This window comes from Methylobacterium sp. 17Sr1-1, from assembly GCF_003173775.1.
Taxonomy (GTDB): domain Bacteria; phylum Pseudomonadota; class Alphaproteobacteria; order Rhizobiales; family Beijerinckiaceae; genus Methylobacterium.
Genome location: NZ_CP029552.1, coordinates 1,158,923 through 1,174,776, shown reverse-complemented (window position 1 = coordinate 1,174,776; position 15,854 = coordinate 1,158,923). Strand labels below are relative to the sequence as shown.

13 protein-coding genes are annotated in these 15,854 nt (G+C 69.8%); 8 read left to right on the top strand and 5 right to left on the bottom strand.

Annotated elements, in window-relative coordinates:
• Positions 1 to 247: 247 nt before the first annotated feature.
• The 3 genes from DK412_RS05240 to DK412_RS05230 all read right to left on the bottom strand — a co-directional run bounded on the left by DK412_RS05240 (position 248) and on the right by DK412_RS05230 (position 3,248).
• Positions 248 to 1,207, bottom strand: coding sequence for an MBL fold metallo-hydrolase (locus DK412_RS05240; protein ID WP_109975077.1), 960 nt, complete (start codon positions 1,205 to 1,207; stop codon positions 248 to 250).
• A 117-nt stretch (positions 1,208 to 1,324) separates the two neighbouring features.
• Entirely contained in the window at positions 1,325 to 2,521 is a 1,197-nt protein-coding gene (locus tag DK412_RS05235; protein WP_109971085.1) for an MFS transporter, read from the bottom strand.
• 190 nt (positions 2,522 to 2,711) lie between these two features.
• The gene (locus DK412_RS05230; protein WP_109971084.1) at positions 2,712 to 3,248 is read right to left on the bottom strand and encodes a hypothetical protein; all 537 of its coding nucleotides are present in this window, start codon (positions 3,246 to 3,248) and stop codon (positions 2,712 to 2,714) included.
• Positions 3,249 to 3,562: 314 nt separating this feature from the next.
• Between DK412_RS05230 and DK412_RS31345 the strand changes: the two genes are divergently transcribed.
• Positions 3,563 to 3,697, top strand: a complete 135-nt coding sequence (locus tag DK412_RS31345) for a hypothetical protein (protein WP_280142293.1) — start codon at positions 3,563 to 3,565, stop codon at positions 3,695 to 3,697.
• Positions 3,698 to 3,805: 108 nt separating this feature from the next.
• Here the strand turns inward: DK412_RS31345 and DK412_RS05225 are convergent, their stop codons facing one another.
• Positions 3,806 to 5,704 (bottom strand): sigma 54-interacting transcriptional regulator, encoded by a 1,899-nt coding sequence (locus tag DK412_RS05225; protein WP_109975076.1) that lies wholly within the window; start codon positions 5,702 to 5,704, stop codon positions 3,806 to 3,808.
• Positions 5,705 to 5,885: 181 nt separating this feature from the next.
• On the opposite strand from DK412_RS05225, the gene DK412_RS05220 reads away from it, so the two are divergent.
• The 5 genes from DK412_RS05220 (at position 5,886) to DK412_RS05200 (ending at position 11,325) form a co-directional block, all read left to right on the top strand.
• A complete protein-coding gene (locus DK412_RS05220) occupies positions 5,886 to 7,244 on the top strand; it encodes a CmpA/NrtA family ABC transporter substrate-binding protein (protein ID WP_109971083.1) in 1,359 nt (452 codons plus the stop codon).
• Positions 7,245 to 7,248: 4 nt separating this feature from the next.
• Positions 7,249 to 8,088 (top strand): nitrate ABC transporter permease, encoded by an 840-nt coding sequence (ntrB, locus tag DK412_RS05215; protein ID WP_109971082.1) that lies wholly within the window; start codon positions 7,249 to 7,251, stop codon positions 8,086 to 8,088.
• Between the two features lie 36 nt (positions 8,089 to 8,124).
• Complete coding sequence (locus DK412_RS05210; RefSeq protein WP_162596123.1) at positions 8,125 to 9,102, top strand: ABC transporter ATP-binding protein; 978 nt, start codon at positions 8,125 to 8,127, stop codon at positions 9,100 to 9,102.
• 168 nt (positions 9,103 to 9,270) lie between these two features.
• A complete protein-coding gene (cynS, locus tag DK412_RS05205) occupies positions 9,271 to 9,759 on the top strand; it encodes a cyanase (RefSeq protein WP_109971081.1) in 489 nt (162 codons plus the stop codon).
• Between the two features lie 603 nt (positions 9,760 to 10,362).
• A complete protein-coding gene (locus tag DK412_RS05200; RefSeq protein ID WP_109971080.1) occupies positions 10,363 to 11,325 on the top strand; it encodes a hypothetical protein in 963 nt (320 codons plus the stop codon).
• Between the two features lie 576 nt (positions 11,326 to 11,901).
• On the opposite strand, the gene DK412_RS05195 is transcribed toward DK412_RS05200, so the two are convergent.
• Positions 11,902 to 13,125, bottom strand: coding sequence for an acyl-CoA dehydrogenase family protein (locus tag DK412_RS05195; protein WP_109975074.1), 1,224 nt, complete (start codon positions 13,123 to 13,125; stop codon positions 11,902 to 11,904).
• 332 nt (positions 13,126 to 13,457) lie between these two features.
• Between DK412_RS05195 and DK412_RS05190 the strand changes: the two genes are divergently transcribed.
• Positions 13,458 to 14,330: a MetQ/NlpA family ABC transporter substrate-binding protein gene (locus DK412_RS05190; RefSeq protein ID WP_109971079.1), complete on the top strand. Its 873-nt coding sequence runs from the start codon at positions 13,458 to 13,460 to the stop codon at positions 14,328 to 14,330.
• 31 nt (positions 14,331 to 14,361) lie between these two features.
• Complete coding sequence (locus tag DK412_RS05185) at positions 14,362 to 15,732, top strand: LLM class flavin-dependent oxidoreductase (RefSeq protein ID WP_109975073.1); 1,371 nt, start codon at positions 14,362 to 14,364, stop codon at positions 15,730 to 15,732.
• Positions 15,733 to 15,854: the final 122 nt, after the last annotated feature.

Sequence of the window (15,854 nt, the reverse complement as noted above, 5' to 3'; positions counted from 1 at the left end):
TCGGTTCCGAACCGTTCGGGCTCGCCCCGACCGTATTGAGTTCCTCCATCGTCATCCCGGGGCCGCGAAAGCCGAACCCGGGATCCATAACCGCCGACGCTTCGGGATGAAGCGGAACGCGTCCCGACTCTTCTGAAAGGTCAGCGGTTATGGATCCCGGGTTCGCGCCTTCGGCGAGCCCCGGGATGACGGAGAGTGTCGTCGGTGTTCGTACCAGATGTCCGAGCGAAATCGCCGGAACGAGCCCTCACAGCTCCATCAAATCGCGCCCGACGACGATCTCACCCTTGAAGTGCGGCCGCACCGCGTCGAGCCAGACCTCGTCCTTGATGAACGGGTAGCCGCCCGGCACGAAATGCGACAGGACCAGCGTCTTGACGCCGGCCTCGGTCGCGACGCGCCCGACCTCCTCGGTGGTGGTGTGGCTGGCGATCAGGTGCTCGCGCAGCGTCGTGGCGTTGGGCTCGGTGGCGATCAGCTTCTCGAGCTCGGGCAGGTACATGACCTCGTGGACGAGGACGTCGGCGCCCTTGGCGAGCGCGATCAGGTTCGGCGAGAAGCGGGTGTCACCCGAGATCACGATCGACCGGTCGGGGCAGTCGAAGCGGTAGGCGAAGGCCGGCTCGACCGGCGGATGCTGGACCAGGGCCGCCGTCACGGTGACGCGCTCGTCGCGCATCACGGGGCCGGGCCCGGTGATCTCGTGCGGCACGATCAGGTCGGCCAGCGGCGGCCGGCCTTCGTCGGCCATCCGGGTCTTGATGTCGTACTCGTTGAGCTCGAGGAACTGGCGCGTCATCCGGACGAGCGGGGGCGGCCCGTAGGTGGCGACGCGGTGGGCGAGGTCGGTCGCCCAGGCGAGCAGCAGCACGTTGCCGTAATCGGCGTTGTGGTCCGAGTGCTGGTGGGTGAGGAACACCGAATCGAGCGAGCCGAGCTTCAGCTTCGCCAGCACCATCTGCCGGCCCGTTCCGTTGCCGGCATCCACCAGGTAGGTGTGCCCGTCGACCACGATGGCCTGGGCCGGCGCGGCCCGGTTCGGCTTCGGCGTCGGGCCGCCGGCGGTCCCGAGCAGGATCAGCCGCGAGCGCCGTGCGGCGGGCGCCGGCGCCTGCGCCGCGGCACCGCCGGCCGAGAGGAGTGCGGCCAGGGCCGCGGCACCGCCGAGGACCGTCCGGCGCGTCGGGTGAGGAGAGTCTTCAGGCATCGTCTCGTCCAAGGGAGCTCGCACCGGTGGCTGCCATCCGCCGGCCATTCGCTCGTCCAGGAACGCGCCGGTCCGGTCAAGATGCGTGGGGCCCTGGCCGTCGGTGCCAGCGATTTCTTAGCCTGCGCGCCGCGGCAGCAGGAACGCCAGCAGGCCGATCGCCGGCAGGTAGGCGCAGAGGCGAAACACCTCGACGATGCCGAGCCGGTCGGCCAGCAGGCCGAGCCCGCCCGCCGCGAGGCCGCCGAGCCCGAAGGAGAGGCCGTAGAACAGGCCGCCGACCAGGCCGACCCGGTGCGGCACGAGGTCGATCGCGTAGATCAGGATCGACGAGAAGGCGCTCGCCATGACGAAGCTGGTGACGATGCTCAGCACGCCGGTCCAGAACAGGTCCGCATGCGGCAGGAGGAGCGCGATCGGCAGCGGGCCGAGGATCGAGATCCAGATCACGCGGTCGCGACCGATCCGGTCGCCCAGCATGCCGCCCAGGATGACGCCGGCCGCCCCGACGACCAGGAAGCCGAACAGCATGAGCTGCGAGGCCTGCACGCTGACCCCGAACCGTTCGATCAGGTAGAAGGTGTAGTAGGAGGTGAAGCTCGCCTGGTAGGCGTTCTTCGACATCAGGAGCAGGACCAGGAGCGTCATCGCGAAGGCGACGCGGCCCGCCGGCATCCCCGGCGCCCTCGCCTCCGCCGGCTTCGCGCCCGCGGCGACCTGCCGGCGGCGGTCGTTCAGGTGGAGCGACACGGTCCAGGACATCAGCAGCATCGCGACGATCGCGATGCCTGAGAACCACGACAGGCTCGCCTGGCCGTGCGGCACGACGACGGCGGCGGCCAGCAGCGGCCCGATCGCGTAGCCGACATGGCCGCCGATCTGGAAGACGCCCTGCGCGAGACCCTGCCGGCCCGCCGCGGCGTGCCGCGCCATCCGGGTGGCCTCCGGGTGGAACACCGCGGACCCGGTCCCGACGAGGGCCGCCGAGGCCAGCACCATCGCGTAGCTCGACGCGAAGGACAGGCCGAGGATCCCGGCCAAAGTCGCCCCCATCCCGGCAACCATCGCGTGCGGCCACGGCCTCCGGTCGGTCACGTAGCCGAGCAGCGGTTGCAGCAGCGAGGACGTGACCTGGAAGGCCAGGGTAATGAGGCCGATCTGCGCGAAGTCGAGGCCGTAGCTGTCCTTGACCAGCGGGTAGATCGCCGGGATCATCGACTGCAACGTGTCGTTCAGCAGATGCGCGACGCTGAGCGCCGCCAGGACCGGCATGGCCGGACGGGCAGCGGACTGGGCGAGGGAGGCAGCGGTCATGGGGCAGCCTATGAAGCCCGCGCGCGTCCCGTCAATCGACGATGCCGCAACGCTGGCACTTCGGGAATGCCGGCCCGATCCGGCATCGCCCGTCGCCCGACCATGCCGCCGGGAGCCGGACCGTCGGGCGTCCTTGCGGCTCGACCGTGCCATGAGGCGAGCGGCGTTCCATGCCGCGCCGACCGGCAGGTCAGGTATCCGCGCCGTCGAACAAGGTGAGGGTTTCGGCGGGGACCGGCGGAGCGATGCGGACCGGCACCGTCGTGCGACCGAGAACGTCGACCAGGGCTCTGAACTCGTCCCCTCCCGAGATCAGATCGTAGGGCCGGGCGGAGCAGGCCTTCGGCCGCATCATCACGACGATGGGCGCGAGCTCCTCCCCACGCTCGATCGTCGCCGCCAAGGCCTGAAGGCGCAGCTCGTGCTCCGGCGCCGGGGAGTCCTGGACGGCTCCGACGCGCCGCACCTGGCTCGCGGGCAGCTCGGTTTCCGCCTCGTCCTGCGCGCGAAGCACGTGAGCCAAGTTCTCCGCTCTGCGGCAGGCTTCCGGCATGACCGCGCCGAACCGCGCGAAGAAGGCGGCTGCGACGTCCTCCCCCATGACCTCGACGAGGAAGGCCGCGGCAATATCGGCCTCCGCAGGTTCCCCTGCTCCCGTGGCTTCATCCGTCTCGCGGCGATCGAGGCTGATGGGCTCCGACTCCGCGGGCCGCTGAGGCATTTTCATCGCGCTGCTTCCTGAGCCGGCAAGGCATACGAGCACCCCATCCCATATAATCCCTCGTTACGGCCGAGCGCGGTAGCGACCTCAGCGCTGATCGCCCCATCCGCCAAGGCATGGGCGGGGCCGGGATCGGCCATTGCCACCGGACAACGCCGCTCCACAGCCGGCCGGCCGCGAATGCCAGCGCCGAGCACGGGACTTCGGCTCTCCGCGCGGCGCAAGGGCCCGCCCGCGTCGCGCCATCTCGCCCTTTCGCTCCGATCGGAGTACATTGGGCGCAGTCGCGTCCGTGCAGCCGCTTCTCAGAGGAGCGCTCCATGCCTGAGATCCGTATCGTCGGGACCGAGGACGGCACCTACACGATCTATCGCGGCCGGGAGGTGATCGCCTCGGGTCTCACCCACGGCCAAGCCATCGCCCACTTGATGCACGAGGGCGCCCGGCTGGGCTGAATTCGGGATCGGCAGGTCCGCTGAGGTGGACGGGCCGGGCGTCGGCATGCCGGCAACGGTCCAAGCGATCGCAGCGACCGGGCGCGGCAGTCCCGGATGGCCCGGCGATCACGGCTTCTTGATGCCGTGGGATTTGATGCGGGATGCGAGCGTCGTCGGGCGAATGCCGAGCAGTTCGGCGGCGCCGCCCGGCCCGAATACCTTGCCGCCGCACAGGGCCAGCGCTTCGACGATCTCGGCCCGGTCGCGGGCGCGCCGCTCCGCCTCGCTGCGCGGCGGAGGTCCGGAGGAGGCGAGGGCGTGATCGGGCCGGACGGGGGCCTCGCTCGGGGCGGGTTCCTCCGCCTCCCCCTCGGACAGGTCGAGGCGGAGGCGCCCGCGCTGGGCCAGGATGACGCCGCGCTCGATGACGTTCTCCAGTTCGCGCACGTTGCCGGGCCAGCCGTAGCGGATGAGGCGGCGGACGTCGCCTTCCGTCAGGCGGGGCTCGGGCACGCCGAGGCGGTGCGCCGCCCCGGTGAGCATGTGCTGAGCGATGAGGGGGATGTCTTCCGGCCGTTCGCGCAAGGGGGTGGCGCTGATCGGGAAGACGTTCAGGCGAAAGTACAGGTCGCCGCGGAAGCGGCCCCGGCGAACCTCCTCCTTCAGGTCGCGGTTCGTGGCCGCGACGAGGCGCACGTCGACCGCGCGGGTGCGTTCCTCGCCGACGCGTTCGAAGGAGCGCTCCTGGAGCACACGCAGGAGCTTGCCCTGGAGGTCGAGGGGGATTTCGCCGACCTCGTCGAGGAACAGCGTGCCGCCATCGGCCAGCTCGAAGCGCCCGACGCGATCGCGCAACGCCCCGGTGAAGGCCCCGCGGGCATGGCCGAAGAACTCGCTCTCGAACAGCTCGCGCGGCACCGCGGCGCAGTTCACCCGGATGAGCGGGCGCCCGCGGCGGCGGCTCGCCTCGTGGATCGCGCGGGCGATCAGCTCCTTGCCGGTGCCGGACTCGCCGGTGACCAGCACCGTGGCGTCGGTACCGGCGACGAGGTCGATCTGGCGCCGGATCGCCTCGATGGCCGGGCTCCGCCCGATGATGCCCTGGTGATGGCTCCCCGCCCGGATCTCCTCCTTGAGGTAGGCGTTCTCGAGTTCCAGCCTCTCACGCAGTGACACGACCTCGGCGAGCGCGTGGCGCAGGCGCTCGTCCGCCTCGCGGCGCTGGCTGACGTCGCGGAACACGATGACGGCGCCGACGAGCGCGCCGCGGTCGCGGATCGGGGTCGAGGTGTACTCGACGGGGAACGACGTGCCGTCGCGCCGCCAGAACACCTCGTCGTCGACCTGATGCACCGCCCCGTCCCGGAAGGCGGCGTAGATCGGGCAGTCCCGGTGCGGGTAGTGGCAGCCGTCCGGGTGGGTGTGGTGCACGGCGGCGTGCATGTCCCGGCCGACGAGGTCGGCGGCGGGCCAGCCCAGCATGCGCTCGGCGGCCGGGTTGACGAAGGTCGTCACCCCCTCGGCATTGACGCCGTAGATGCCCTCGCCCGCGGCGCGCAGGATCAGCTGGTTCTCGTGCTCGATATCGCGAAAGATCCGCTCCATCCGCTGCCATTCCGAGAGGCCGGCGCGCATGTGGCGGTCGGCCTCGCGGTCGACCTGGCGCTGGCGGCGCTCGTCGAGATCGAACAGGGTGAAGAGGACGAGCCGGTCCGGCAGGACCGTGCCCACGGTCTCCAGGGTGAGGGTGCGACCCGCCCCGTGCCGCGGCGTGAGCGTATGAGTCCACCAGCGGCCCTTGGCCTGGACGCCCTGCGTGAACACGATCAGCGCCGCGAGCTGGCCCTGATGCAGCGCGCTCGCCGCCATGCCGCGCAGCACATCCCGCGCGTGGCCGAGAAGGCGCGACGCGGCGTCGTTGGCGTCGACGATCCGGTCGGCATCCGGATCGAGCACCAGCATGGCCTCGGCGCCGGCTTCGAAGACGACCCCGAGGCCGGCCACCCCACCACGATCAGCCGCCATGTCCGAGGTGGGTTCGTGCATCACGAGATCTCGTCAAGAAGCTACGACATCTCGTTATACACGAGATATCGTAATCGCGCATATTCGCGCCAAGCGACTGATTTCACGGGTTTTAATTTTTCCGTCCGGCTTGGCACGCCCTTTGCCATTCGTTTCGCGTCCCGAACCGCGCGAGGCGCCGATGGCCCTGTTCGACAACCCCTTCGATGCCAAACGCCGCCTCGCCCGCGGCGGCTGCTCCTGCGGCGCCCATGCGAGCCAGGCCGCCCATGATGCCGCGCCGACGGGCGAGGCGGCCATGGAGCGGGCGGTGGAAGGCGCGGTGATGCGCGCGCTCTTCCCCCACGACGCCGAACGCCGCGCCTTCCTGCGCAGCGTCGGGGCCGCTACGGCGCTCGCGGCAGTGAGCCAGTTCTTCCCGACCAAGCTCGTCGCGGAGGCCTTCGCGCAGGGAGCGAAGCCCGAGAAGGCCGACCTGAAGGTTGGCTTCATCCCGATCACCTGCGCCACGCCGATCATCATGGCCAAGCCCATGGGCTTCTACGAGAAGCAGGGCCTGAACGTCGAGGTGGTGAAAACCGCCGGCTGGGCGGTGATCCGCGACAAGACCCTGAACAAGGAATACGACGCCGCCCATATGCTGGCGCCGATGCCGATCGCGATCTCGCTCGGGCTCGGCTCCACCCCCCAGGCCTACACGATGCCGGCGGTGGAGAACGTCAACGGCCAGGCGATCACCCTGGCGATGAAGCACAAGGACCGACGCAACCCGAAGGACTGGAAGGGCTTCAAGCTCGCGGTCCCGTTCGACTACTCGATGCACAACTACCTGCTGCGCTACTACTTGGCGGAGGCGGGCATCGACCCCGACGCCGACGTGCAGATCCGTGCCGTGCCGCCGCCCGACATGGTGGCGAATCTGCGCGCCGACAACATCGACGGCTTCCTCGCCCCCGATCCGGTGAACCAGCGCGCGGTCTATGACGGCGTCGGCTTCATCCACATCCTGTCGAAGGAGATCTGGGACCGCCACCCGTGCTGCGCCTTCGCGGCCTCGGAGGCCTTCATCAAGGAGACGCCGAACACCTACGCGGCGCTCCTGCGGGCGATCATCCAGGCGACGGCCTACGCCTCGAACAAGGACAACCGCAAGGAGATCGCCGCGGCGATCGCCCCGGCGAACTACCTCAACCAGCCGCTGACCGTGGTCGAGCAGGTGCTCACCGGCACCTTCGCCGACGGCTTGGGACAGGTGCGCCGGGTGCCCGACCGGGTCGATTTCGACGCCTTCCCCTGGCAGTCCTTCGCGGTGTGGATCATGACCCAGATGAAGCGCTGGGGCCAGCTCAAGGGCGACGTCGACTACGCTGCGGTGGCGAAACAAGTCTACCTCGCGACTGACGCCGCCCGGCTGATGAAGCAGGACGGTTTCACCCCGCCCGAGACGACCACCAAGAGCTTCGTGGTGATGGGCAAGACCTTCGACCCGATGAAGCCGAAAGAATACCTCGACTCCTTCCAGATCAAGCGGGCAGGCTAGAGCCATGACGCGCACGCTCAACCTCCGCGCGGCGGTGCTCTCGCTGACGCTGCTCGCCGCGATCCTGCTCATCTGGCAGGTCGCGGTGAGCGGGACCGCCAAGACCGAGGCGATGGACCCTGACTATGCCGCCCTGATGGGTGCCACCGCCACCACCGGCAAGTCCGCGATGCCGGGCCCGCTCGATGTCGGCGCGACGATCTGGACCCACCTGAAGGACCCGTTCTACGACCGCGGCCCGAACGATAAGGGGCTCGGCATCCAGCTCGCCTACTCGATCGGGCGCGTCGCGCTCGGCTACGGGCTCGCGGTCTTGGTCGCGATCCCTGTCGGCTTCCTCATCGGCATGTCGCCGCTGATGAGCCGGGCGCTCGACCCCTACATCCAGATCCTGAAACCCGTCTCGCCGCTCGCCTGGATGCCGCTCGCCCTCTACACGATCAAGGATTCGGGGCTGTCAGCGATCTTCGTGATCTTCATCTGCTCGCTCTGGCCGATGCTGATCAACACGGTGTTCGGCGTGTCGAGCACCCGCAAGGAATGGCTCAACGTCGCCCGCACCCTGGAGGTCGGGCCGGTCCGGCGCGCCTTCACGGTCATCCTGCCGGCGGCTGCCCCGACCATCCTCACCGGCATGCGCATCTCGATCGGCATCGCCTGGCTCGTCATCGTGGCGGCCGAGATGCTCGTCGGCGGCACCGGTATCGGCTACTTCGTCTGGAACGAGTGGAACAACCTCTCGATCACCAACGTGATCACCTCGATCCTGTTGATCGGCCTCGTCGGCATGGTCCTCGACCAGTTGCTCGCCCGCGCTCAGCGCCTCGTCACCTTCCCCGAGTGATTTGCCCCGAGTGATTTGCCCCGAGTGAGGCTTCCGATGAGCACGCTCCTTCCCTTCAGGCGGCGCATGCAGGCTGCCGCCGCCGACCAAGGTGCCGGGACAGGCCGCATGGCGAACTCCGAAAAATTCATCTCGATCGAGGGGATCGCCCGGCGCTACCCGGCGCCTGGCGCTAGGACCACCACGATCTTCGAGAACCTGTGGCTGCCGATGCGCCGCGGCGAGTTCGTCTGCATGATCGGGCATTCGGGCTGCGGCAAGACCACGGTGCTGAACATCCTGGCGGGGCTCGAGGCGCCCTCCGAGGGCGCGGTGATCGTCGACGGGAAGGCGCTGTCGGGCACCAGCCTCGACCGCGCGGTGATCTTCCAGGGCCATGCCCTGCTGCCCTGGCGCAGCGTGCTCGGCAACGTCGCCTATGCGGTGTCGTCGCGCTGGCGCAAGGCGTCGAAGGCCGAGATCGAGGCCCGGGCCAGACGAGCCATCGCCACGGTCGGGCTCGCCGGCTCCGAGCACAAGCGGCCGTCCGAGCTGTCGGGCGGCATGAAGCAGCGCGTCGGCATCGCCCGGGCGCTCTCGATCGAGCCCAAGATCCTGCTGATGGACGAGCCGTTCTCGGCCCTCGACGCGCTCACCCGCGGCACGCTGCAGGACGAGGTGCGGCGGATCTGCGTCGAGACCGGCCAGACCGTGTTCATGATCACCCACGACGTCGACGAGGCGATCTACCTCGCCGACCGGATCGTCCTGATGACGAACGGGCCGGAGGCGAAGGTCGCCGAGATCGTCGAGAACCCGCTGCCGAAGGACCGCGACCGCACGCAGCTCCACCACGCGCCGGGCTACTACGCCCTGCGCAACCACCTGATCGACTTCCTCGTGTCCCGCTCCAAGACCCTGCGCGACGCGATGCCGGCCGGTTACGATCAGCGCCACCCGCCCGTCATCCGTCCGTCGCTGAGCGAGGCCGACGCCGCCGCGATCGCGGCAGAACCGCCCTCCCGCCGGGCCTGACCTGCGCCGCCCCGTCCGGTCCCCGGGCACGACGCCGCGCCGCATTCGGCCGGCGCCCGGGACCGCTCCAAGCGGGGTCGGGCGGGGGAACCACATCTCCCCGGCCGATCCCGCGTTCCACGACGCGCCGTCCCCGCTTGACGGCACGAACTCCACGGAGAGACCACCATGAAGCGCGAAGACCTCACCGAGAAGCTCCTCGACATCAAGCGCGAGAAGGGCTGGACCTGGAAATATATCCAGGAAGAGATCGGCGGCATCTCGCCGATCCTGATCACCGCCGCCTGCATGGGCCAGATGAAGCTGCCGAAGGCGCAGGCGGCGAAAGCTGCCGCCCTGTTCGGGCTGACGCAGGCCGAGGAGCGGATGCTGAACGAGGCGCCCTATCGCGGCTCGATCCCGCAGATGCCGCCGACCGACCCGCTGATCTACCGCTTCTACGAGCTGGTGATGGTCTACGGCACGACCTGGAAGGAGCTGATCCAGGAAGATTTCGGCGACGGCATCATGTCGGCCATCGACTTCAATATGACCATGGAGCGCGAACCTAACAACAAGGGCGATCGGGTCAAAATGAGCCTGTCGGGCAAGTTTTTACCGTATAAATACTACGGCAACGAAGAGGGCGTGCCCGAATACGGCTTCAAGGAAGGCTGAGAAATGGTGGGCTGGCCTTGATTCAGGGCCGGCCCATCATCTTCGCGGCCCTGGATAATTTGCGTAGATAAGTCATTCAGATGATACATTAGACGATTGGACGGCCATACTCACCGTCGGGACATCGGTCAACAGCACGGCGAGCACATCCCGAACTTCGATCGACCAGCCCCGCCCGCGTCGGCGCTACGGCATCGTGCCCGAACCGGGAGTTGCAGACATCCGTCGCCGACATCAGCGTCCCGGATCTCTCCCGATCGCAGGCATCGACCGGCGACCGCAGCGCCTCGTCGAGCGGTAAGAGGTCTGTCGCGACCCGATGGCCCGTCATCGCCAGGCGCTTCAGGCTCATCGTGCCGTCGACCACCGCAACCACGACCGGGCCGGAGGACGGCTCCACGGTGACGGCAAGGCGCGAGCCCGCGAGGAGCGCGCGGTTGCCTGCCGGCAGGGGAATCCGAGTACGGTCGATCTGAGTGAGGGGGTCAACGGACGGTAAGGCATGGTGGCGGAAGCCCGCCTGCGCCGGCCCGAGTGTTAAGAGTCCGTTTACGTCGAGCCCCTCGGTTAGGCAGCATGACCTAATCCCCGGGGACCGCCCGCATGCGCTTCCTTCTCGCACCGGCCCTGATCGCCGCCACCTGCTGCTCCTCCCTTGCCGCCGCACCCTCACCGTTCCGCGCGGCCCTCGCGGCGGCCGGCGGCTGCGGCGCGCACCGCGCCCTCGCGGAGAAGAGGCTCGGCCGGCTCAGCACCCCCACGGCGTCAGCTGTGCCCCAAGGGGAGACCGACCTGTTCGGCAAGCCAGCCGGGCAGTGGACCGAGGACGAGATCCGTGACGCCCTGTCCGCCTTCGCAGCCTGCGAGACCCGCTCCGGGTCGGCCGGCACCGGGCGGAGTGAGAGCCTCGCCCGCGACCTACGCAGCCTCGAGACGGCCTTGCGCCGGGCCATCGTCGTCGGCCACGCCCGTGCCCCCGTCGAGGCGGGCGAGGAGCGGGCGCCTCACGGGTCCGATCGCGGTGGCGCATCGACCGGGTCCGCCCGGCTGCGGCGGGGATCGGCCTTCACCCCCGCCCTGCGAAACGGCGGAGCCGTACCAGAAGGCGCACGACCCGTCGCAGCACCTGGCGACACCCTGCATGCGGAAGTGCCCGATACGGGCGGAGTGCCGGTCGCTTCCCCCGATACGGGGGATGACGCGGCGCCCGCACGAACCTGGCACACGCAGTCGCCGGCTCCTGAGCCGGCGCTGCCGGCGCAGCCCCGCTACGCGCTCGCACGGGTCGCCGCACACCGGCCGCCGACCGAGCGGACGCAATGCCCCGTCACCCTCGGCGCCTTCGAGCTGCTCCAAGCCGAGATGCGCCTCGTCGAGGTCGAGGGCCTGCTCGGCTGCCGCGGCACCATCGATGCCACTGCGACCATCCCCGGGCTCGGCACATTCGAGACGTATCTCTGGTCGGACCGGGGCAGCGGCGCCACCGTCAAGCTGGTCTTCCAGAACAAGCGCCTGAGATCCAAGGCTCAACGTGGTCTCGGTGCGGAAGCCGGGCGCGGCAGCTGAGTGACCGGGCGTGCGACGAGGCGGGCGAACTCGAGCGTATCGCGATCCGCGGGCAGTCCGGCGAGGTGCCGGAGGATTTCGCGGAGCGAATCAGCGGCGGGTGACCTCGTCATCGGCTGGGACATGCCGTGGCCGGAGGGGTGGGTGAGGGCGAGTGAACCGGCGGGCGGATGTCAGACACAAGAAAACCCCGCTCGGCGGATGCCGGCGGGGCTGAAGGCGGGGTCTCGGGTCCAAATGAAGATCCACCGACCAACGGGCCGGCGGCTGGATGGGTTCCAGGTTCAGTCGTCGTGGGGCCGCTGGCGGGCGAGCCCCTGAACGTCCTCTCGCCCGCGACCGGACCTCGCCGGACGGGCGGGCCGCGGCGGCCAATCCCGCTGACGCGCGGAGGGCATCGACAACGCCCAAGCCGCCATGCAGGGCTCCATCGACTGGGAATTGCAGCTCGTGGCCCAGCTCGCCAACGACGGGATCGCGCGGCTCCACGTCGCCCGTGCGCCCGACGCACCGAGGGCGTAGCCGACCGACTCCCGCGGCCCGTCGCGCCCGTGGCCGGGCGCGACGACGATCGTCTCACGCCTCGCCAACGCGATACTGCCGCGGCGGGGCCGCGCCGTTGACCGCGAAGTCGCCGACGGTGCGGTCGCGGTAGATGCGGGGGTTGTGCGTCGCAATGGTGCGGGCGTTGCGCCAGTGCCGGTCGAGGGCGAGACCGCGCCGGGTCGACGACGCGCCGAGCGCATCGAAGATCTGCGTCGTGGCGTCGAGCACCAGCCCGGTCACCACCGTCACCGCCTGGTTGACCTCGACGTCGGCCACCGTCGCGGCGACGGCCGCCCCCTCCCCGTCCCCGGCCCGGTCGGCCTCCCAGACGCGCCCGACCGCCTCCGCCGCCTTGAGCACGATGGCGCCGGCCGCGTAGGCCGCCCCGCGCACCCGGCCGACCACCTGGAGCACCTGCGGGTCGTCGGCGGTTCGGGCGGTATTGCCGTGGCTGTAGACACGGGTGCGCCCGGCGACGAGGCGGGCGACGTCGCCTGCCGCCGCCCGGCCGATTCCGGCCAGCGTCGCGAGGTGGACGAGCTGGTAGAACGCCACGGCGTAGCGGAACCGGCCGGGATCGGGGTTCACCCAGGCCGCCTCGACGGCGACGCCGCTGAACCTGGCCGTACCGCTCGCGGTCAGCGCCTGGCCGAAGCCGTCCCAGTCGTCCAGCACCTCGACCCCTGCGGCGCGCCGGGGCACCGCGGCGCCGACCGGCTGGCCGGCCTCGTCGACCGCGGCGAGATGGATCCAGTCGGCAAAGAGCGAGCCGGTGGTGTAGAACTTGGTGCCGTCGAGGACGTAGCCGTCGCCGCGCCGCTTGAGCACGGTCTCGAAGCTGCCGACCTTGGCGGTGCCGGTCTCCGAGACGCCGCTGCCGACCGTCTGGCGTGCGGCGAGCCGCGGCAGCCACTGGCGGCGCCAGTCCGGATGGGGTGAGTTCAGCACGTCCTCGGTGAAGCCGAAATGCGCGCGCAGCGCGTTCGTCACATTGGGATCGCCCTCGGACAATTCGATCAGGAGCCCGAACAGCTCCGGCAGGCTCGCGCCGTGCCCGCCCTCCTCGGGCGGCAGCCGCAAGGTGGTGAAACCGGCCTCCTTCAGCGCCGCGAGCTCGGCGTGGGGCAGGCGCCGGTCGTGGTCGCGAGCGGGCGCGCCCGCGCGGATCTCGCGGAAGACCGGCCGGAAGCGCTCGGCCAGATCCTCGTAGCGGGCGCTCGGGCCCGCACCCCAGCCGGCCTGGATCTGCGTCATCTCGGTCATCCCATCCTGTCGGCCGGCGCATCCCATCCGGGACCGCGTCTCGCCGGACCTTGCGCCGACGCCTCACAAATTCGTTCTTTTAAGAGAACGAACGGTGGCGGCCGGCTCTGCAATGGAGATCTTTTCGCCGGAGGCGACGGATCAGGCAAGCTTTCGTGATCGATCAAATGGCCATTTTGGCGTTTTCGGAATGATCATACTGCGTCGGAGCGGCTGTGAAGAAGCACTCTTTCGATCCCGCCGTTCTACAAAAAGAACATTCTCGTTGACAGAGGCTGGGGGCACGGCCGAGCCTGTCGCCTCTCCCCACGCCGGACCTCACGATGACCGCCGATCCGTCCCCTCGCCGTCCGAGCGGCCGCACCCTCGTCGCCACCCTGCTCGGGCTGGTCGCCCTGCTCGCGACTGCCGCCGCTCCGGCCCTCGCCCAAGCGGGCGCCCCCATCAAGGCGTCCCTCGAGAAGCGCGACCTGCGGGTCGGCTTCACGCCGGGGCCCTACGAGGACGCGTTCAAGGCCGGCGCCGCGCCTGTCCTCGGCGCGCAGGGCTACCGCATCGCCTACGCCCATTTCAGCACCGGGCTCGAGGTCAACAAGGCGGTGGCCTTCGACGAGATCGACGCCAACGTGATGCAGCACAGCGTCTACCTGAAGGCCTACAACGAGCGGAACGGCACCGACCTCGTCGGCATCGTGCAGGTGCCGACGCCGCCGATGGGGCTCTACTCGCGCAAGCACAAGACGCTCTCGGCCGTGCGCCCGGGCGCGACCGTCGCGGTGCCGAACGATCCGGTGAACCTGGAGCGGGCGCTCAAGATTCTTCGCGACGCCGGCTGGATCGGGCTGACTCCCAACGCCAACCCGGTCGACGTCACCGAACTCGACGTGATCGCCAATCCGAGCGGCATCCGCATCGTGCCGCTGGAGGCCGCCCAGGCGCCGCGCGCCCTCGACGACGTCGACTTCGCGGCGATCCAGGGCAACTTCGCGATCTTCAGCGGCCTCAAGCTCACCGAGGCCCTGGCGCTGGAAAAGATGACCGCGCCGTACATCAACGTGGTGGCGGTCCGCCGCGGCCAGGCGGAGACGCCGTGGGCGAAGGCGATCGTGGCGGCCTACCGCTCGGACGCGTTCCAGGCGGCGATCCGGGCCGACCGCTTCTACGACGGCTTCACCCTGCCGGACTATTTCCGCTGATCCCGTGAACCCGCGCCAGGAGGCCTTCCGCATGACGAAGCCGATCCGCGTCAACGGGTTCGCGATCCACAGCCCGGTCCATCTCTCGCCCGGCCTGTGGACCCACCCGCGCGACCGCTCGCTGGACTTCAACACCCTCGGATACTGGACCGACGTCGCCCGGCTCCTCGAACGCGGCCTGTTCGAGACCCTGTTCATCGCCGACGGGATCGGCATCCATGACGTCTATGGCGGCACGGCTGCGGCGGCCCTGCGCCGCGCCGCCCAGGTGCCGAAATACGATCCGATGCTGCTCGTCTCCGCGATGGCGGCGGTGACGGAGCATCTCGGCTTCGGCATCACCGCCTCGGTCTCCTACGAACCGCCCTTCACCCTGGCGCGGCGCTTCTCGACCCTCGATCACCTCACGGACGGGCGCATCGCCTGGAACGTCGTCACCGGCTACTCGGCGGCGGCCTCGCGGGCGGTGGGCCGGCCCGGGATCACCGCCCACGACACCCGCTACGACATCGCCGACGAGTTCCTCGACGTGGTCTACCGCCTCTGGGAGGAGAGCTGGGAGGACGGCGCGGTGCTGCGCGACAGGGCGCGCGGCCTGTTCGCCGATCCCTCGAAGATCCACCGCATCGAGCACGCGGGCGAGCATTTCCGGATGGAGGGCATCCACCTCGTCGATCCCTCGCCGCAGCGCACGCCGTTCCTGTTCCAGGCCGGCGCCTCGAACCGCGGCCGCGACTTCGCCGCCTCACATGCCGAGGCGGTGTTCCTGAGCGACCCGTCGAAGGCGGCCATCGCCGCGACGGTCGCCGACACCCGCCGCCGCGCCGCCGCCCGGGGGCGCGATCCCGCCGGGATTCTGTTCTTCGCCCTGATGACGGTGATCGTCGGGCGCACCGCGGCGGAGGCGCACGACAAGCACCGCGACTACCTCGCCCACGTCGATCCGGAAGGGGCGCTCGCCCTGTTCTCGGGCTGGACCGGCATTGACCTCGCGCCGTACGACCTCGACGATCCGTTCCCGGTGATCCGGAAGGACAACGCGGTCGCCTCGATGGTCGAGTCCTTCGCCCGCTCGGAGAAGACCTGGACGATCCGCGAGATCGTCACCCACAACGCCATCGGCGGGCGCGGCCCGGTCCTGGTCGGCTCGGCCGCGCAGGTGGCCGACGCCCTGGAAGCCTGGATGGACGACACCGACATCGACGGCTTCAACCTGAGCTACGCGGTGACGCCGGAGGGCTATGGCGACTTCATCGACCTCGTCGTGCCGGAATTGCAACGCCGCGGCCGCTACAAGACCGCCTACGCGCCCGGCCCCTTGCGGGAGAAGGTGTTTGGGGCCGGCCATGGGCTGCTGCCGGCGAGCCATCCGGCGGCGCGGTTCCGGCGGGGACAGCGGTAGCGGCGTAGCCGTGGGTCGCCCTCGTCATCTCCTCGAAAACGGCTGAGCCGTCCCAAGGATAACAATGCCGCGCGGGTCCCCCTCTCCCGTTCGAGAGATGGCCGTGAGAGTCGACCACTCCA